Annotated in this window: 19 protein-coding genes; 11 read left to right on the top strand and 8 right to left on the bottom strand. The window is 51.1% G+C overall.

From position 1 onward, the window contains the following. Positions 1 to 79: 79 nt before the first annotated feature. The 8 genes from fabZ to tilS all read left to right on the top strand — a co-directional run bounded on the left by fabZ (position 80) and on the right by tilS (position 9,786). Positions 80 to 535: a 3-hydroxyacyl-ACP dehydratase FabZ gene (gene fabZ / locus BM191_RS06165; protein ID WP_092876234.1), complete on the top strand. Its 456-nt coding sequence runs from the start codon at positions 80 to 82 to the stop codon at positions 533 to 535. 4 nt (positions 536 to 539) lie between these two features. Continuing rightward, a complete protein-coding gene (gene lpxA / locus BM191_RS06160) occupies positions 540 to 1,328 on the top strand; it encodes an acyl-ACP--UDP-N-acetylglucosamine O-acyltransferase (RefSeq protein ID WP_092876232.1) in 789 nt (262 codons plus the stop codon). Between the two features lie 4 nt (positions 1,329 to 1,332). Continuing rightward, a complete protein-coding gene (gene lpxB / locus BM191_RS06155; protein ID WP_092876230.1) occupies positions 1,333 to 2,478 on the top strand; it encodes a lipid-A-disaccharide synthase in 1,146 nt (381 codons plus the stop codon). Then, positions 2,475 to 3,101 carry a ribonuclease HII gene (rnhB, locus tag BM191_RS06150; RefSeq protein WP_092876228.1) on the top strand — a complete coding sequence of 209 codons (627 nt, stop codon included), beginning with the start codon at positions 2,475 to 2,477 and terminating at the stop codon, positions 3,099 to 3,101. The genes lpxB and rnhB overlap by 4 nt, the downstream gene beginning before the upstream one ends. A 28-nt stretch (positions 3,102 to 3,129) precedes the next feature. Next, a complete protein-coding gene (dnaE, locus tag BM191_RS06145) occupies positions 3,130 to 6,612 on the top strand; it encodes a DNA polymerase III subunit alpha (RefSeq protein WP_092876226.1) in 3,483 nt (1,160 codons plus the stop codon). A 12-nt stretch (positions 6,613 to 6,624) separates the two neighbouring features. Beyond that, the gene (gene accA / locus BM191_RS06140; protein WP_092876223.1) at positions 6,625 to 7,584 is read left to right on the top strand and encodes an acetyl-CoA carboxylase carboxyl transferase subunit alpha; all 960 of its coding nucleotides are present in this window, start codon (positions 6,625 to 6,627) and stop codon (positions 7,582 to 7,584) included. 408 nt (positions 7,585 to 7,992) lie between these two features. Beyond that, on the top strand, positions 7,993 to 8,382 hold the full coding sequence (locus BM191_RS06135; protein WP_092876221.1) for a VOC family protein: 390 nt from the start codon (positions 7,993 to 7,995) through the stop codon (positions 8,380 to 8,382). A 54-nt stretch (positions 8,383 to 8,436) separates the two neighbouring features. Then, on the top strand, positions 8,437 to 9,786 hold the full coding sequence (tilS, locus tag BM191_RS06130; protein ID WP_092876219.1) for a tRNA lysidine(34) synthetase TilS: 1,350 nt from the start codon (positions 8,437 to 8,439) through the stop codon (positions 9,784 to 9,786). Between the two features lie 114 nt (positions 9,787 to 9,900). Here tilS and rof read toward each other — a convergent pair whose 3' ends face one another. Both rof and BM191_RS06120 read right to left on the bottom strand, forming a co-directional pair. Then, complete coding sequence (rof, locus tag BM191_RS06125; RefSeq protein WP_092876217.1) at positions 9,901 to 10,161, bottom strand: Rho-binding antiterminator; 261 nt, start codon at positions 10,159 to 10,161, stop codon at positions 9,901 to 9,903. Then, positions 10,142 to 10,348, bottom strand: a complete 207-nt coding sequence (locus BM191_RS06120) for a YaeP family protein (protein WP_092876214.1) — start codon at positions 10,346 to 10,348, stop codon at positions 10,142 to 10,144. Before BM191_RS06120 ends, rof begins: the two co-directional genes overlap by 20 nt. A 133-nt stretch (positions 10,349 to 10,481) precedes the next feature. Between BM191_RS06120 and BM191_RS06115 the strand changes: the two genes are divergently transcribed. Together BM191_RS06115 and arfB are read left to right on the top strand one after the other, a co-directional pair. Then, positions 10,482 to 11,036: a YaeQ family protein gene (locus tag BM191_RS06115; protein WP_092876212.1), complete on the top strand. Its 555-nt coding sequence runs from the start codon at positions 10,482 to 10,484 to the stop codon at positions 11,034 to 11,036. Continuing rightward, entirely contained in the window at positions 11,033 to 11,455 is a 423-nt protein-coding gene (gene arfB / locus BM191_RS06110) for an alternative ribosome rescue aminoacyl-tRNA hydrolase ArfB (RefSeq protein ID WP_092876210.1), read from the top strand. Before BM191_RS06115 ends, arfB begins: the two co-directional genes overlap by 4 nt. Before the next feature lie 110 nt (positions 11,456 to 11,565). Here the strand turns inward: arfB and proS are convergent, their stop codons facing one another. The 6 genes from proS to metN all read right to left on the bottom strand — a co-directional run bounded on the left by proS (position 11,566) and on the right by metN (position 17,238). Then, on the bottom strand, positions 11,566 to 13,284 hold the full coding sequence (gene proS / locus BM191_RS06105) for a proline--tRNA ligase (RefSeq protein ID WP_092876208.1): 1,719 nt from the start codon (positions 13,282 to 13,284) through the stop codon (positions 11,566 to 11,568). Positions 13,285 to 13,391: 107 nt separating this feature from the next. Beyond that, positions 13,392 to 14,099, bottom strand: coding sequence for a tRNA (N6-threonylcarbamoyladenosine(37)-N6)-methyltransferase TrmO (gene tsaA, locus BM191_RS06100; protein WP_092876206.1), 708 nt, complete (start codon positions 14,097 to 14,099; stop codon positions 13,392 to 13,394). Positions 14,100 to 14,151: 52 nt separating this feature from the next. Continuing rightward, a complete protein-coding gene (rcsF, locus tag BM191_RS06095; RefSeq protein WP_092876204.1) occupies positions 14,152 to 14,553 on the bottom strand; it encodes an Rcs stress response system protein RcsF in 402 nt (133 codons plus the stop codon). Between the two features lie 150 nt (positions 14,554 to 14,703). Then, positions 14,704 to 15,522: a MetQ/NlpA family lipoprotein gene (locus BM191_RS06090; protein ID WP_092876202.1), complete on the bottom strand. Its 819-nt coding sequence runs from the start codon at positions 15,520 to 15,522 to the stop codon at positions 14,704 to 14,706. A 38-nt stretch (positions 15,523 to 15,560) separates the two neighbouring features. Further along, positions 15,561 to 16,214 (bottom strand): methionine ABC transporter permease MetI, encoded by a 654-nt coding sequence (locus BM191_RS06085; RefSeq protein WP_092876200.1) that lies wholly within the window; start codon positions 16,212 to 16,214, stop codon positions 15,561 to 15,563. After that, positions 16,207 to 17,238: a methionine ABC transporter ATP-binding protein MetN gene (gene metN, locus BM191_RS06080; protein WP_092876198.1), complete on the bottom strand. Its 1,032-nt coding sequence runs from the start codon at positions 17,236 to 17,238 to the stop codon at positions 16,207 to 16,209. Before metN ends, BM191_RS06085 begins: the two co-directional genes overlap by 8 nt. A 185-nt stretch (positions 17,239 to 17,423) precedes the next feature. On the opposite strand from metN, the gene gmhB reads away from it, so the two are divergent. Then, positions 17,424 to 17,984, top strand: coding sequence for a D-glycero-beta-D-manno-heptose 1,7-bisphosphate 7-phosphatase (gene gmhB / locus BM191_RS06075; RefSeq protein WP_092876195.1), 561 nt, complete (start codon positions 17,424 to 17,426; stop codon positions 17,982 to 17,984). The last annotated feature ends 415 nt before the right edge of the window (positions 17,985 to 18,399 follow it).

Raw genomic sequence — 18,399 nt, 5'->3', positions numbered from 1 at the left:
TAATTTGCGGCCTGCGGGCGAGAAGCCGTTGCAGGCCGTGTTATTGATGCAATCAGATTTTTAGGACAGGAAGAGTATTTTGACTACTGAAACGCATACTCTGAAAATTGAAGAGATTATTGAACTACTTCCGCATCGCTACCCGTTTCTGCTGGTTGATCGCGTTCTTGAGTTCGAAGAGCACAAGTATCTGCGTGCGGTTAAAAATGTTTCTGTCAACGAGCCGTTTTTCCAGGGCCATTTTCCTGGCAAGCCCATTTTACCCGGTGTGTTGATTCTTGAAGCAATGGCTCAGGCAACAGGTATACTGGCGTTCAAAAGCGTTGGTAAGCTGGAGCCGGGCGAGCTTTACTATTTTGCGGGGATTGATGAAGCGCGCTTTAAGCGCCCGGTCGTGCCTGGCGATCAGATGATCATGGAGGTCACTTTTGAAAAAACCCGACGTGGCCTGACGCGCTTTAAAGGTGTTGCCACCGTTGACGGTAAGGTGGTTTGTGAAGCGACTATGATGTGCGCCCGCAGTCGGGAGGCTTGATTCTGTGATTGATAAAACCGCCGTCATCCATCCAAGTTCTGTCGTCGAAGAAGGCGCTGTTATCGGCGCTCGCACGCATATTGGTCCGTTTTGTTTTATCGGTGCCAATGTTGAAATCGGCGAAGGTACGGTGCTGAAATCCCATGTGGTGGTCAACGGTCACAGCAAAATTGGTAAAGATAATACTATTTATCAATTTGCTACCATTGGGGAAGTGAATCAGGATCTAAAATATGCCGGCGAGCCTACGCGGGTTGAGATCGGCGATCGTAATAGTATTCGGGAAAGCGTAACTATTCATCGTGGTACGGTTCAGGATAATGGACTGACTAAAGTGGGTAGCGATAACCTGCTGATGGTTAATGCTCATGTCGCTCACGACTGTATTATCGGGAACCGCTGCATCCTGGCAAATAATGCCACGTTAGGCGGTCATGTTACAATCGATGACTACGCGATCATTGGCGGTATGACGGCAGTGCATCAGTTTTGCATTATCGGTACACATGTCATGGTCGGTGGCTGCTCAGGTGTTGCGCAGGACGTGCCACCTTTCATCATTGCCCAGGGTAACCACGCTACGCCTTTTGGCGTTAATCTGGTTGGCTTGCAGCGTCGTGGTTACAGCAAAGAAGCGCTCCACGCTATTCGTAATGCTTATAAAGTGCTTTACCGCAGCGGTAAAACGTTGGACGAAGCCAAAGCGGAAATTGAGGAGATTGCTAAGGCGCAGCACGAAGTACAGCCTTTTCACGATTTTTTCAGCCGCTCAACACGTGGCCTGATCCGTTAAATCTATGCCATCGCAGCCACTAACCTTTGCTCTCGTCGCCGGAGAAACCTCCGGCGATATTCTTGGCGCGGGACTTATCCGCGCGCTGAAAGCGCGCCATCCCGATGCGCGTTTTGTTGGCGTTGCGGGTCCACTGATGCAGGCTGAAGGCTGTGAAGCCTGGTATGAAATGGAAGAACTGGCGGTAATGGGTATCGTCGAGGTACTTGGCCGGCTTCCACGTCTGCTCCACATCCGACGGGACTTACTACGGCGCTTTATTGAACTGCAACCAGACGTTTTCGTGGGAATTGATGCGCCGGATTTTAACATCACCCTGGAAGGACGTCTGAAACAGCGCGGTATTCGCACCGTACATTACGTCAGTCCGTCAGTGTGGGCCTGGCGGCAAAAGCGCGTGTTCAAAATTGGCCGCTCTACCAACCTGGTGCTGGCTTTTCTCCCGTTTGAAAAAGCCTTTTATGATCGTTATAACGTTCCCTGCCGTTTTATCGGCCACACTATGGCAGACGCGATGCCGCTGCAACCCGATAAGCTTTTCGCTCGTCGTGAATTAGGTATTGCTGAAGATGCGCGCTGTCTGGCGCTGTTGCCAGGAAGTCGTAGTACAGAAGTGGAAATGCTTAGCGCTGATTTCCTTAAAGCAGCGGAGATATTACGCAAGCAGCTGGGAGAGCTGGAAATTTTGGTTCCTCTGGTTAACCCGCACCGCCGTGAACAGTTCGAAAAAATTAAATCAGATATCGCACCGGATCTGCACGTGCATTTGCTCGATGGCAAGGGGCGTGAGGCGTTGGTGGCCAGCGATGCCGCGATCCTGGCGTCCGGCACTGCGGCGCTTGAGTGCATGCTGGCGAAATGCCCGATGGTTGTTGGATATCGAATGAAGCCGTTCACTTTCTGGCTGGCAAAGCGGATTGTTAAGACCGACTGGGTTTCTCTGCCCAACTTATTGGCAGGCCGCGAACTGGTAAAAGAGCTTTTGCAGGATGATTGTCAGCCTGAAATGCTGGCGAATGCCCTCAAGTCGCTGCTAAACGATGGCGAAGCGCGCCAACATCTGCTTACTACCTTTACGGAATTACATCAACAAATTCGCTGTAATGCTGATGAGCAGGCGGCCGAGGCTGTGCTGGAGCTGTGCCAATGAATCCCTTTATTTATCCCCAGGCGTCCCGCATAGCCGGTGTTGATGAAGTCGGGCGCGGGCCTCTGGTTGGCGCGGTGGTCACTGCTGCGGTGATCCTCGATCCCGCCCGACCAATTGTCGGCCTTGCCGACTCAAAAAAACTTTCAGAAAAGCGCCGTCAGGCGCTTTATGATGAGATCAAGGTTAAGGCGCTTAGCTGGAGCCTTGGTCGGGCTGAACCTGAAGAGATCGACCAACTTAACATACTGCATGCGACCATGCTGGCGATGCAGCGGGCGGTTGCCGGGCTTTCTCTGGTGCCAGATCTGGTGTTGATTGACGGTAACCGCTGCCCATCGCTGCCAATGCCTTCGCAGGCGGTGGTAAAAGGCGATAGCCTGGTGGCCGAAATAAGCGCCGCTTCCATTCTGGCGAAAGTGACGCGCGATCGCGAAATGGGCGAGCTGGATTTGCTGTTTCCGGAATATGGTTTTGCTCAGCACAAAGGCTATCCAACCGCGCTTCACCTGCAACGGTTGACGCAGCACGGGGCCACGCCGCATCATCGTCGTAGCTTTGCCCCAGTGCGTAATGCGCTGCTGGATGCACAAATGCGAGTTGCCTCCGCGGCATCCGGTTCGTAATCCCCTTTAAAATCGGTAACGGTAGAACATGGCTGAACCTCGTTTTATTCACCTGCGTGTACACAGCGACTACTCAATGATTGATGGCCTGGCGAAAGTCGGGCCGTTGATCAAAAAAGCGGCCTCGTTGGGGATGCCGGCCATTGCGATGACTGATTTCACCAATCTGTGCGGACTGGTGAGGTTTTACGGTGGTGCGCACGGGGCTGGAATGAAGCCGATAATCGGTGCTGATTTCCTGGTTCGCAGCGAGGCGCTGGGCGATGAACTTGCTCAACTGACGGTGCTGGCGGCGAACAATACGGGTTACCAAAATCTTACGCTGCTTATATCACGTGCTTATCAGCGCGGTTATGGCGCTGAAGGGCCGATTATCGATCGTGACTGGCTGATAGAACATCGCGAAGGCATTATTTTGCTCTCAGGTGGACGCGGTGGCGACGTCGGCAAGATGATACTACGTGGCAACACTACCCTGATGCACGAATGCCTGACGTTTTATCAACACTATTTTGATGAATGCTATTATCTTGAACTGACCCGTACCGGGCGTGCTGATGAAGAAACCTATCTGCATGCTGCGGTGGATCTTGCGATTGAACAGGGCATTCCGGTTGTCGCAACCAATGAAGTCTGCTTCCTGGAGGAGACGGATTTCGATGCCCATGAAATTCGTGTCGCTATCCATGACGGATTCACTCTCGACGATCCTAAACGTCCGCGAAATTACAGCGCTCAGCAATATCTGCGCAGCGAACAGGAGATGTGTGATCTTTTTTCAGACATTCCACAAGCGCTGACTAATAGTGTAGAAATTGCTAAGCGATGTAACGTTACCGTACGGCTGGGCGAGTACTTCTTGCCACAATTTCCGACCGGTGATCTCTCCACCGAAGATTTTCTGGTAAAAAAATCACAAGAGGGTCTGGAGGAGCGCCTGGCGTTCCTTTATCCGGATGAAGCGGAGCGAGCGCAAAAGCGCCCGCCCTATGATGAGCGCCTTGACGTTGAGCTGGGCGTGATTAACCAGATGGGTTTTCCGGGCTACTTTTTGATCGTAATGGAGTTTATCCAGTGGTCAAAGGACAACGGTATCCCTGTTGGTCCTGGACGCGGATCTGGGGCAGGCTCACTGGTGGCATATGCACTGAAAATTACCGATCTCGATCCGCTGGAGTTTGACCTGCTGTTTGAACGTTTCCTCAATCCGGAGCGCGTTTCAATGCCTGACTTTGACGTTGACTTCTGTATGGAGAAGCGTGACCAGGTGATTGAGCACGTGGCAGATATGTACGGTCGTGATGCGGTATCTCAGATTATTACTTTCGGTACGATGGCGGCAAAAGCGGTTATTCGCGACGTAGGTCGCGTACTTGGCCATCCTTACGGTTTCGTTGACCGAATAGCTAAGCTGGTGCCGCCCGATCCAGGCATGACGCTGGCGAAAGCCTTTGAGGTTGAACCGCAGCTGCCGGAAATTTACGAGGCAGACGAGGAGGTCAAAGCGCTGATTGATATGGCGCGCAAGTTGGAAGGCGTAACGAGAAACGCGGGTAAGCATGCCGGTGGCGTGGTTATCGCGCCAACAAAAATTACTGATTTTGCCCCGCTATATTGCGATGAAGAAGGACAGCATCCAGTGACTCAATTCGATAAGAATGACGTTGAGTACGCTGGACTGGTTAAGTTTGACTTTCTCGGACTGCGCACGCTTACGATTATCAATTGGGCGCTTAAGATGATAAACGCGCGCCGGGCTAAGCAGGGTGAGCCGCCAATTGATATCGCTGCCATTCCGCTCGAAGACAAAAAGAGTTTCGATATGCTGCAGCGTGCGGAGACAACGGCAGTTTTCCAGCTTGAATCGCGCGGCATGAAGGATCTAATCAAGCGGCTCAAGCCGGACTGCTTTGAAGATATGATTGCCCTGGTGGCCCTTTTTCGTCCTGGGCCGCTGCAATCCGGCATGGTCGATAACTTTATTGACCGTAAGCATGGGCGCGAGGCGATCTCCTACCCAGATATTCAGTGGCAGCACGAAACGCTGAAGCCGGTACTTGAGCCAACCTATGGCATCATCTTGTATCAGGAACAGGTGATGCAGATAGCCCAGGTTCTCTCCGGCTATACGCTTGGTGGCGCCGATATGTTGCGCCGGGCGATGGGGAAAAAGAAACCAGAAGAGATGGCTAAACAACGCTCTGTATTCCGGGACGGCGCAGAGAAGATGGGTGTTGATGGCGAACTGTCGATGAAAATTTTCGACCTGGTTGAAAAGTTCGCGGGCTATGGCTTTAACAAATCTCACTCTGCTGCCTATGCGCTGGTCTCTTATCAGACGCTGTGGCTGAAAGCACATTATCCCGCTGAATTCATGGCGGCGGTGATGACTGCCGATATGGATAACACTGAAAAGGTGGTCGGACTGGTGGATGAATGCTGGCGTATGGGGCTTAAGATCCTCCCGCCAGATATCAACTCCGGTCTTTATCATTTTCATGTTAATGATGAAGGTGAAATCGTTTACGGTATTGGCGCGATCAAAGGCGTTGGCGAAGGTCCGATTGAAGCGATTATCGAGGCGCGTAATCAGGGCGGCTATTTTCGTGAGCTGTTCGATCTTTGCGCCCGTACCGATACCAAAAAACTTAACCGGCGGGTACTGGAAAAATTAATTATGTCCGGTGCTTTTGACCGGCTTGGCCCCCATCGCGCTGCGTTAATGAGCGCGCTGAGCGATGCGCTGAAGGCAGCAGATCAGCATGCAAAAGCTGAGGCGACAGGCCAGACGGATATGTTCGGTGTGCTAGCGGAAGAACCCGAACAGGTTGAAAAATCCTATGCCAGCGTTACGCGCTGGCCGGAGCAGGTGCAACTGGATGGCGAGCGCGAGACTTTAGGTCTTTACTTAACGGGACATCCAATCAATCAGTACCTGAAAGAAATTGAACGCTATGTCGGAGGGGTTCGTTTGAAAGATATGCACCCGACAGAGCGTGGCAAAATTATCGTCGCAGCTGGACTGGTGCTTTCAGCGCGCGTAATGGTCACTAAGCGTGGCAATCGCATCGGTATCTGCACTCTTGACGATCGTTCTGGTCGGCTGGAGATTATGCTGTTTACTGATGCCCTGGATAAATACCAGCATCTGCTGGAAAAGGACAAAATTCTGATCGTCAGTGGACAGATCAGCTTTGATGACTACAACGGTGGCCTTAAAATGACTGCCCGTGAAGTGATGAATATCGACGAAGCTCGCGAAAAATATGCGCGTGGACTTGCTATCTCGCTGACGGACAGGCAAATTGATGACCAGCTATTAAACCGTCTCCGTCAGTCTCTTGAGCCTTACCGCTCGGGAACGATCCCGGTACATCTTTATTACCAGAGAACGGATGCGCGCGCAAAGTTGCGTTTTGGCGCAACCTGGCGTGTATCTCCCAGCGATCGCTTGTTAAACGAGTTGCGCTCGCTGTTAGGATCGGAGCAGGTGGAACTGGAGTTTGATTAAAACAGGAACATTATGAGTCTTAATTATCTGGATTTCGAGCAGCCTATCGCAGAACTGGAGGCGAAGATTGATTCCCTCAAAGCGGTTAGCCGTCAGGATGAAAAACTAGATTTCAATCTGGATGAAGAAGTCACACGCCTGCGCGAGAAAAGCGTTGAACTGACGCGTAAAATATTCTCTGACTTAGGTGCATGGCAAATCGCTCAGCTGGCGCGCCATCCGTTGCGTCCCTACACGCTGGACTATGTTCGCAACGTTTTTACCGATTTTGATGAGCTGGCTGGCGATCGCGCCTTTGCCGATGACAAAGCCATTGTTGGTGGAATTGCTCGCCTTGATGATCGCCCGGTGATGATTATCGGTCATCAGAAAGGCCGTGAAACCAAAGAAAAGATCCGGCGTAACTTTGGTATGCCGGCGCCGGAAGGTTATCGTAAGGCATTGCGCCTGATGGAATTGGCTGAGCGCTTTAAGCTGCCGATTATTACTTTTATCGATACACCGGGTGCCTATCCGGGCGTTGGTGCGGAAGAGCGTGGCCAGTCTGAGGCCATCGCCCGTAACCTGCGTGAAATGTCTGGTCTTAAGGTACCGGTCATTTGCACCGTCATTGGTGAGGGTGGCTCCGGCGGCGCACTGGCTATCGGCGTTGGCGATAAAGTGAATATGCTGCAGTACAGCACCTACTCGGTTATTTCCCCGGAAGGATGTGCTTCTATTCTGTGGAAAAGTGCCGACAAAGCGCCGCTGGCAGCGGAGGCAATGGGTATCATCGCTCCCCGTCTGAAAGAGCTGAAGCTGATTGACGCTATCGTGCCGGAGCCGTTAGGCGGCGCCCATCGTGATCCAGTAAAAGTTGCCTTATCGCTGAAGGAACAATTGCTGGCCGATCTCGCCGATCTTGATGTACTGAATACTGAAGAATTGCTTAATCGTCGCTATCAGCGCTTGATGAATTATGGCTACGCCTGATTGATTGAATGTAAAATAGCCATTAAAAGCAGCCTTCATAATGAAGAGACGATGACTGAGAATTGAATGCCAGTCAGTTAAGCTGTGATGGTAGCCGTAGTGCTTGGCGTTGCGGCTCTTTTTTTATTTATTACCCACGGTGAGGGCGAGCAAAACTCTCGATTTTTGCAGTATCTCATCAGTTGTCTTCGACGATTTCTCCGGCCGAGCCGTGCCATATTCTGCTCCATCGATCGTTCGCAACCTGGGGTAATTCATGCATATTCAGCGCGTAGGCAGACACGGCAATCTATCCCGTGTAACGTTAACTTGAATCGTTGCTATCTGGTGTAAATATGACAGCATTGCTGCTTTTTGCTCGACAGAGCATGATGCGTGAAAAGCGTCGTCTGACATCAGGAAACTCACATGCTTAAATTAAATCAGGTGCATCATCTTGCTATCATCGCCAGCGACTATGTGCGTAGTAAAATCTTCTACTGCGATATTCTTGGCTTTACGCTGCTTGGCGAAGTTTATCGTGAAGAGCGACACTCCTGGAAAGGCGACCTGGCGCTGAACGGAGAATACCTGATTGAGCTTTTCTCTTTTCCGTCTGCGCCAGCCCGCACGACGCAACCGGAAGCTCAGGGACTACGTCATCTGGCGTTTAGCGTAGACGATGTGGCAATCGCGCGAGCGCAGCTTGAATTTCGTGGCGTGCGCTGCGAGCCGGTGCGGATAGATCCGTTGACCGGCAAACAGTATACCTTCTTCTTCGACCCGGACGGTTTGCCGCTGGAGCTGTATCAGGCGTAGAATAGCCGTGATATTGATGGGGTAATATTGCCCCGTTTAAGACAGGGACTTGGTATGTCACCACTCTCCTCACTCTCCATCTCGATTCAGGGATACCGCCACGTACTGGTGGCCTTTAGCGGCGGCCTTGACTCTACTGTGTTATTGCATCGTCTTGTGCAGCTACGTTTAAACCAACCTGGATTGCAGCTACGTGCTATTCATATACATCACGGTCTGAGCATTAACGCCGATAACTGGGCTGAGCACTGCCTGAACATCTGTCAACACTGGCAGGTAGCTTGTGAGGTGGTGCGTGTGAAACTCGATGCCGACAGTGAATTGGGCATTGAAGGTGCTGCTCGGCAGGCTCGTTATCACGCCTTCAACCTGAGTCAGCGGCCCGATGAGTTGTTACTGACGGCGCAACATCTTAACGATCAATGCGAGACTTTTTTACTGGCGCTGAAAAGGGGCAGTGGCCCTGCCGGATTGGCGGCCATGCCTGCTTTTTTGCGGCGTCAGGGAAAAGCGCATGCACGCCCATTATTAAACGAAACGCGCGCTGAGCTGGAAGATTGGGCGCAAACGCATCAGCTCAGCTGGATTGAAGATGAAAGTAACCAAGATTGCCGCTACGATCGTAATTTTTTGCGTCAGGAGATTATTCCCGGGTTTGAAAAACGGTGGCCGCATTTTTCTGTTATGACGGCGCGTTCGGCGGCATTGTGTGGGGAGCAGGAAGCACTGCTTGACGAACTACTGGCACCACAGCTTTCTGCCTGTGTTCAGCCGGATGGCAGCTTTGATACACGCTCACTGTACGCGATGAGTCCGTTACAGCGTTTTGCTTTGCTTCGGCGCTGGATTGCCTCTCAGCAGATGCCTATGCCGTCCAGAGATGTGCTACAGCGTCTCTGGCAGGAGGTAGTGCTTAGCCGCGAAGACGCGACACCCCGTTTGCGCTGGGGTGCTCAGGTAATCCGGCGTTATCGCCAACGCTTGTGGCTACATTCTATCGAAGAAACGAGGCAGCCAGAGAGTATTGACTGGCTGCCGCCCTATACGCTACTGACGTTACCCGCGGGGCTGGGTACGCTGACGCGCTCTGATTATGGTCACTGGCAAATTCGCCCACCGCGCGCGGATGAGCAGGTTTCGGTGCGTTTTCGTGCTGAAGGTGAATTTTATATTGTTGGCCGTAGCGGCAAGCGGGCGGTGAAAAAGCTTTGGCAGGAGCATGGCATTCCTCCCTGGCAGCGAACCCGTACGCCGATGATTTTTTACAATGAGACGCTAATTGCTGCGTTGGGCGTTTTCATTACCCAGGAAGGGCAAAGCAATGCAGATAATCCACATTACTGGCGCTTGCTCTGGTTGCGTAATGCTCCAGGAGATAGCCGGTATGAACAAAACGATGGGTGATTGTGATAATGTTAGCGTGTATCTGAATCCACAGGCCCCGCTGGAAAAGTCGGCAGCCTGCCTGGCCAGCTAATATGTTGAAGTTGAGGGGGACCTCGCTGCCGCCCTGAAGGATTAGTCGTCGACGCTGACCAGCACGGTACCGAACTCCGGATGGTTAAAACTGGCAATATGATCAAGACGCAATTCACGAATTTCACCGCAGAGATCGACAGCCAGATATTCCACTTTTTTACGGGATATCATATCAAGGGCCTTCGCTTTCAGCTGCTCCCCGCTTTTCAACTCCAGAGTCAGGGTCCAGCTTTTCTGGCAAGCGAGTTCGAGATGGTCATAATCATCGCAATTGATGGGTTTATATTCTTTCGTCAACATAATCGCTCACCAATAAGTTTGCGGCAGCAAAGGCTGCTTGTTTCCTGATGGAAAAGTGTAGCTCATTATTAGCAGCTACCTCATTAAGCGTTCTGAGAGCACATCCCAGAGCATCCGGGACATGACCCGAGTCGCCGCTGGTGATGTCACTGTAAGTGCGACGAATTAACTCACAATTCTGCTGCATTTGCACCCCCTTGCAGAGTTTTCTATGGTGCTTCGGCGACTATAGCACAGGCTCTAACGTGAAATCAGCACGGCAGCGGTGAATTTGCTATAAAATTCGGGGTCTTGCTGGCTGACTTAACTTAAGGATTTTTATGGCGCTAAAAGCGACAATCTATAAAGCCCAGCTAAACATTGCTGATATGGATCGTAACCGTTTCCTGGACGCTTCGTTAACCCTTGCGAGGCATCCATCGGAAACGGAAGAGAGGATGATGCTACGCCTGCTTGCGTGGATTTGTCATGCTGATGCGCACCTGCAGTTCACACGTGGCCTCTGCGCTGACGATGAGCCAGAACTGTGGTTGATCAGCGACAGTCAGCAGATCGAGGCGTGGATAGATCTGGGATTGCCCGACGAAAAAAGAATGAAAAGAGCCAGCGCACGCGCTGATAGCGTCTCCTTATACGTATACAGCTCGCGGGCTGCCGCCGTCTGGTGGCCGCAGCATCGTAATAAGCTGGCTCGTCTGAAAAACCTGAATGTTCACTTTATTGATGATCCACAGTTGGCTACGCTGGCCACCTTTGCTGCCCGCTCAATGTCGCTGCAGGCAACGATTCAGGAGGGGGTAATCTGGCTTTCTGATGAGGAGCATCACGCGGAAATAAAACTTTCAGACTGGTTGATAAAGGGTGACGTGAAATGATCGTGCTAACGCGCAGCGCCGTCATTCACAGTGATGAGATCGAGATAACGTCGATCCGTGCGCAGGGCGCGGGCGGGCAGCACGTCAACAAAAATGCGACGGCGATCCATTTGCGCTTTGATATCCGTGCCTCTACGCTACCCGACTTTTATAAGTCGCGGCTGCTTGCTGCCGGCCACCACCTGATTACTCAGGAGGGAATTATCGTTATCAAAGCCCAACAGCACAGAAGCCAGGACCTAAACCGAAAGGATGCGCTGCAACGGCTGGAAAGCCTGATCCGTGATGCGACCAAAGTAAAAAAGACCCGGCGAGCTACCCGTCCGACACTGGCATCCAAGCAACACCGCCTGGAACGGAAGTCACAAAAATCGCAAACAAAATTACTGCGTGGTCGCGTTCGTAAATTTCCGGAATAGCGACCAAAATGGCTTAGCAAGTTGATAGATCCAAAAAAATAACCCGCCAATTACTGGGGATCCCTTAGCGCTCCGGCGGGATTATTTTAACGGGCAGCATTAACCCACGCTCAGCCCTTAATGGCTTTCACCAGGATGCTGACGATTTCATCAACTTTGATCATCTTTTTCTCACCTTCACGACGATGTTTATATTCAACGTCATCATTGTCGAGATTACGATCGCCGATGACAACCATATGTGGTACGCCGATGAGCTCCATATCGGCGAACATTACCCCGGGACGCTCTTTACGATCGTCGAGAATAACGTCAATACCCTGGGCGCGAAGCTTAGCATAAAGGTCTTCCGCAGCCTCTTTTACCCGAAAAGATTTATGCATGTTCATCGGCAGAATGGCGACGTTGAACGGTGCCAGTGCTTCAGTCCAGATAATGCCGCGCTCGTCGTGATTCTGCTCAATAGCAGCGGCAACGACACGGGTGATACCAATGCCGTAACAGCCCATCGTCATTACCTGATTGCGACCATCTTCACCTTGTACTGATGCTTTCAGCGCCTCGGAGTATTTAGTGCCCAACTGGAAGATATGCCCGACCTCAATACCGCGTTTAATTTGCAGCGTACCCTGGCCATCAGGACTGCTATCACCTTCTACCACGCAACGAATGTCAGCTATCTGTGGCAGCGGTAAATCACGCTCCCAGTTGATTCCGACATGATGTTTACCGTCGATATTGGCACCCGCACTGAAGTCGCTCATTACAGCCACGGAACGGTCGGCGATAATCGGCAGGCTTAAACCCACTGGACCCAACGAGCCGGGACCGGCACCAACCAGGGCGCGAATTTCCGCTTCGCTGGCGAAGGTTAGCGGTGTCGCAACGATGTCAATTTTCTCTGCTTTAACTTCATTTAACTCGTGGTCACCGCGCACCAGCAGCGCGATCAGCGTATGGCCGCTTTCCGCTGTTGCTTTCACCATCAGCGTTTTGATTGTCTTTTCAATCGGCAAATTGAAGCGAGCGACCAGCTCGGCGATAGTTTTCGTATCGGGCGTGTCGATTTGGCTTAGCGCCATTGAAGGCAACGCGCGTTCTCCTTGCGGAGCAACGGCTTCTGCCAGCTCTATGTTTGCCGCATAGTCGGAACCGGTAGAAAAGACGATGGCATCTTCACCGCTTTTTGCCAGCACCTGAAATTCATGGGAAGCGCTGCCGCCAATAGAACCGGTATCGGCCTGCACAGCGCGAAAATCAAGGCCCATACGACTAAAACTCTGGCTATAGGCGCGGTACATTACGTCATAGGTTTGCTGAAGTGATGCCTGAGTCGTATGAAATGAATAGGCGTCTTTCATGATGAATTCGCGTGAGCGCATAACGCCAAAGCGTGGGCGTACTTCGTCACGGAATTTCGTCTGGATCTGGAATAAGTTGATCGGCAGCTGCTTGTAAGAGCTCAGCTCATTTCTGATCAGATCGGTGATGACCTCTTCATGGGTTGGCCCCAGAACAAATGGGCGTTCGCCACGGTCAACAAAACGCAACAGCTCGGGGCCGTATTGCTCCCAGCGTCCACTTTCCTGCCACAGATCGGCAGGCTGCACCACCGGCATTGAGATTTCGATCGCCCCGGCGTTATTCATCTCTTCACGTACGATATTCTCAACTTTCTTAAGCACGCGCAGACCGGTAGGCAACCAGGTGTACAGACCAGAAGCTAGTTTGCGGATCATGCCAGCGCGTAGCATCAGCTGATGACTGATAACTTCGGCATCAGCAGGGGTCTCCTTCAGAGTGGAGAGCAGGTATTGTGTAGTGCGCATGCGTCACGGTTCCAGTTTATGCGGAGATATCGATGTCAGATAATCGAAAAAAAGAGTGGGCTAGTTTACCAGCGTAAGTGGTATGTCAAAAGAGTGCTCAGCATAAATTAGCGCGGATCGACAGCAATAACTTCAGTTCCTGAGTCGGTAATACGCCAGCGGACGTTAAAGTCGAGCAGCCAGGCCGCGTATTCACGTCCGGCTTCGGCACCTTTACGGTAGGCCGGGCGCGGGTCCTGCTCCAGCACCTGTATAATGAATCGCATGAGATCCGGATAGCGCAGGCGTTGGTTTGCTATCTGCTCCTTAGCGCAGTCAGAGAAGCACACCGGCATCATTGCCGCAGGTGCCTGCTGCGCAAAGCCCGCCTGAGCATCCGGCAGCGCTTCGGCAAACGGCAGATAGGGCTTTATATCTATCACCGGTGTTCCGTCGACCAGGTCCAGACTACCCAACTCCAATTTGACGCTCCCGCCAACGATTTTAACACCTTTTAACGCGACCAGAGACAGACCGATAGGATTGGGTCGGAACGTTGAACGTGTGGCCAATACGCCCATCCGCGTATTACCGCCGAGGCGAGGGGGGCGAACCGTTGGCCGCCAGCCCGCCAGCTGCGTTTGATGAAAAACAAACAGTAACCAGAGATGGCTAAAAGAGGTCAGCCCTCGCACGGCTTCCGGTTGATTATAGGGCGGCAACAGCTCGAGCGTGCCGCCGCCATCAGCGATCAAGCCCGGCTGACGGGGAACGGCGAACTTTTCTTTCCACGGAGAGTGGATAATGCCAATTTGCTGGAAAGAGAATGCTGTCATTCCACTACCTGACGCGGTGGGTTGCTAAAGCTGAAACAATATCTCATCTGCCTCATTGAGTTGTCTTAAGTGCAGACCCCTGGCACACTGCCTGGCGGTAACATCCGGACGTGGTAGTCATAATTTCGCACTTATGCAGCAGCACCGCGTTAGCTTTCATCCTGGAGGCGCGAATTTGCATGCGTTTACGTGCGGTATTGATATTAGCCGGTGAATCCTGGGTGGAGCTTTGACAATCCTCTCCGGAAACTTCGCCAAGGTCGCGAAACGGTTTGCTTACTAAATCAGTAGCTTCAGTATAAATCGTTACCTGAGGCGGACGTGAGACGGGTTTACTGCGCACAGAGTTTACCGGCTGTGAAAACAATGGTCTGTTATTCACTGGTTCAGGTAAATTGTGCAGTGAACACCCCGTCAGCATCAGCGCTAACAGACAGAGTGACGACGCGCGCATGGGAAGATCCTCATGTCCTTAAAAGTTGCGTTATTGAAGCAAGCAAACGTAAAAATAACAAGAAGACAGCATAAAATAACAGAGCGGGGTAAGCCCGCTCTGTTAATGAGTGGATCAGCTCTCACATTAAATGTGATCGAGTGACAGGAATTACCAGCCTTTAACTGCACCACCGTTAAAAATTTTGTTGGCCGCTTCATAGACTTCTTCAGACTGATAAGCCTTAACGAAATTTTTGACGTTCTCTGCATCTTTATTGTCTTCACGAGCGACAATCAGGTTTACATATGGAGAGTCTTTACCTTCAGAGAACAGGCCATTTTTGGCGGGAGTCAGACCAATTTGACTGGCGTAGGTCGTATTAATAACTGCCAATGCAATCTTCGGATCATCCAGTGAACGCGGCAGTTGCGGGGCCTCCAGTTCAATTATCTTAATGTGCTTAGGATTTTCGACAATATCCAGTGTGGTCGGCAGCAGTCCAACACCCGCTTTCAATTTAATCAGCCCCACTTTTTGCAGCAGTAACAATGCGCGTCCGAGGTTGGTTGGATCATTAGGAATGGCAACCTGAGCGCCATCCTGAAGTTCAGCAAGGGATTTGATTTTCTTTGAATAGCCAGCCATGGGATACACGAAGGTATTGCCGACCGGAACCAGTTTGTAACCACGATCTTTGATTTGCTGATCCAGGTAAGGCTTATGCTGGAAGACGTTAACATCGATATCGCCCTTACTGAGCGCCTCGTTGGGGAGAACATAATCGTTAAAGCTAACCAGTTCCACGTCGAGACCATATTTTTCTTTAGCAACTTTTTTCGCAACTTCAGCGACTTGCTGCTCTGCGCCGGCAATCACGCCGACTTTGATATGGTTTGGCGCTTCCTCTTTTTGACCGCAGCCAGCGATCGTTAGTGCACCAATTAATGCTAATGCGCCCAGAGCGGCACTTTTTTTTAATTTAGACATATCCCATTCCTTAATGATCTTCTGTGTTGTGTTTTGCGTTACTTGTGAGTGACCGCACGAACGATGCGATCACCACAGAACTGTATTAGCCAGACCAGGATGATCAGCAGTACCAGAACCGAGTTCATCACCGGAGGATCATAAGTATTATAGCCGTACTGAATACCAATCTGGCCAAGTCCACCTGCCCCTACAGCGCCGCCCATTGCAGAGTAACCTACCAGCGTAATTAGCGTAATAGTGGCTGCATTGATCAGACCAGGTAGGGCCTCCGGCAGCAATACCTTACGGATGATTTGTAGAGGTGTTGCGCCCATTGCCCGCGAGGCTTCAATTAGCCCGGTAGGGAGTTCCAACAGGGTGTTTTCCACCATCCGGGCGATAAAGGGGGCAGCCCCAACGGTAAGCGGAACAATGACGGCCTGAAGACCAATCGACGTTCCAACCACCAGGCGGGTAAAGGGGATCATCCACACCAGAAGGATAATGAACGGAATAGAGCGAAAAATATTAACGATGATTGATGTAATGCGATTCAATCCAGCGTTTTCCAATATCTGCCCGGGACGAGTGACGTACAGCATGACGCCGAAAGGCAGGCCAATCACAAAACCCATAAATCCCGAGACAAACGTCATGGTCAAAGTTTCTCCCAGCCCTCCTACCAGGATCCAAATCATTCCTTCAGACATAGCCCAGAACCTCTACTTTTACGTGGTGCTCCTGAAAGAAGGCGAGCGCGGCGACCACGTCGTCCTCTTTTCCATCGATCTCAACCAGCATAATGCCGAATTTTACGCCGCCGGCGTAATCCATCTGCGCGCTGATAATGTTATTGTTAACGTTAAAACGGCGCGCAGCCAGAGAGAGCAGCGGTGCGTCAACGGACTGGCCGGTGAATTCCAGCTGCAATAAAGGCGTCAGGTCCGGGCCTTTCTGGGGGACCATGCGCTGAATATAATCGTCCGGAATATCAAGGTGCAGCGTTGAGCGAATAAACTGTTGCGCCAGCGGTGTTTTTGGATGAGAAAATACTTCGCTGACTTTGTCTTGCTCAATAAGTTGTCCGTTACTGATGACGGCGACACGGTCGCAAATACGCTTAACGACGTCCATCTCATGAGTAATCAGCAGAATAGTCAGCCCGAGGCGTCGATTAATATCTTTCAGCAACTCTAGGATAGAGTGGGTAGTTGCAGGATCAAGCGCGCTGGTGGCTTCATCGCACAGCAGTACTTTCGGGTCACTTGCCAGAGCGCGAGCGATAGCGACGCGCTGTTTTTGTCCACCGGAAAGATTTGCGGGCCAGAAGTCTTTTTTATCTGCCAGCCCAACCAGATCCAGTAATTCAGTGACGCGTCGTTTGATCTCTGCACGTGAAGTATTATTCAGCTCCAGCGGGAGGGCTACGTTACCAAACACCGTTCGGGAATTAAGTAAATTGAAGTGTTGAAATATCATACCAATCTGACGACGAGCCTGGATAAGCTGGTTTTCTGAAAGGTGGGTGAGTTCTATGCCATCAACCGTAATACTGCCGGACGTCGGCCGTTCCAGCAAATTCACGCAGCGAATCAGCGTGCTTTTTCCAGCACCGGACGCGCCGATGACTCCGTAAATTTGTCCGGCGGGGACGTGCAGGGTGACATCATCGAGCGCCGTAATACGGCTGGCTCCTTGCTGGAATACTTTGGTAATATTAGAAAGTTTAATCATTGGCTTATGTGCAATCTAAAAACGCATCCGCTTAAATCGGATATATGTGGTGGCATAATAACATCATGGCTCGGATGGTAAGGTATCCAGACGTCTAAATCAATCGAAGTTAATCAAACTGACACTCTCTCTTTATATGTAAACATGCGATACTTTGCGCCATCTTTAGTAGCTGGAGTTTCTACGTGGCCGATCTTTTCCCCGCAATATTTCTGGATCGTGATGGCACTATTAATGTCGATCACGGGTATGTCTATGAGATAGATAACTTTGAGTTCATTGATGGCGCAATAGAGGCGTTGCGAGAACTCAAAGAAATGGGCTATTTACTTGTGATGGTGACCAATCAGTCGGGTATTGCCCGTGGCATGTTCAGTGAGGAGGACTTTGCGCAACTGACTGAATGGATGGATTGGTCACTGGCTGACCGTGGTGTTGATCTCGACGGCATCTACTATTGTCCCCATCATCCGCAAGCCAGTGTTGAAGAATTTCGTCAGGTCTGCAACTGCCGTAAGCCGCAGCCAGGTATGCTGCTCGATGCGCAAAAATATCTCAAGATTGATATGGCGCGTTCAATTATGGTGGGCGATAAACTGGAAGATATGCAAGCCGCTGCCGCCGCAGGGGTGGGCAAAAAAGCGTTGGTACGTACCGGTAAACCGGTAACGGTGGAGTCGCAGGCGACGGCTGACTGGGTTATTGAAAGCCTGGCTGATTTACCCGTGTATGTACGCAAAGGCTAAATCAGCCTAGTTTGTTCTAATTTTAAGCAGACAGCCAATAAAGTTTAATTTTACACTTGCGCTATAAAAATTCCTCCCTATAATGCGCCACCACTGACACGGTAAAGCGGTAACGCGGTCGGGTCAGCAAGGTAATGAAGTGATTCATTTTCTTGTGAGAGGGAAGGAAAAAAACCTTGACTCTTCAGCGGTGAAGCGTAATATACGCCACCTCGCGACAGCAGGCTCAGCGCCGCGTCGCACTGCTCTTTAACAATTTATCAGACAATCTGTGTGGGCACTCGCAGGATTGATATCGCAAAACTTTGATGTATCAAGTCTTGAAGAGTGAACACGTAAATTCATTACGTAATCATCCGTTTTAACGGATGAAGAGTTTAATTCTTTGAGCATCAGACGCTTTTAAATTGAAGAG

It is taken from the genome of Izhakiella capsodis (assembly GCF_900115045.1).
GTDB lineage: Bacteria > Pseudomonadota > Gammaproteobacteria > Enterobacterales > Enterobacteriaceae > Izhakiella > Izhakiella capsodis.
The sequence above is the reverse complement of the archived record's forward strand: the minus strand, read 5'-3'. Positions and strand labels throughout refer to the sequence as shown.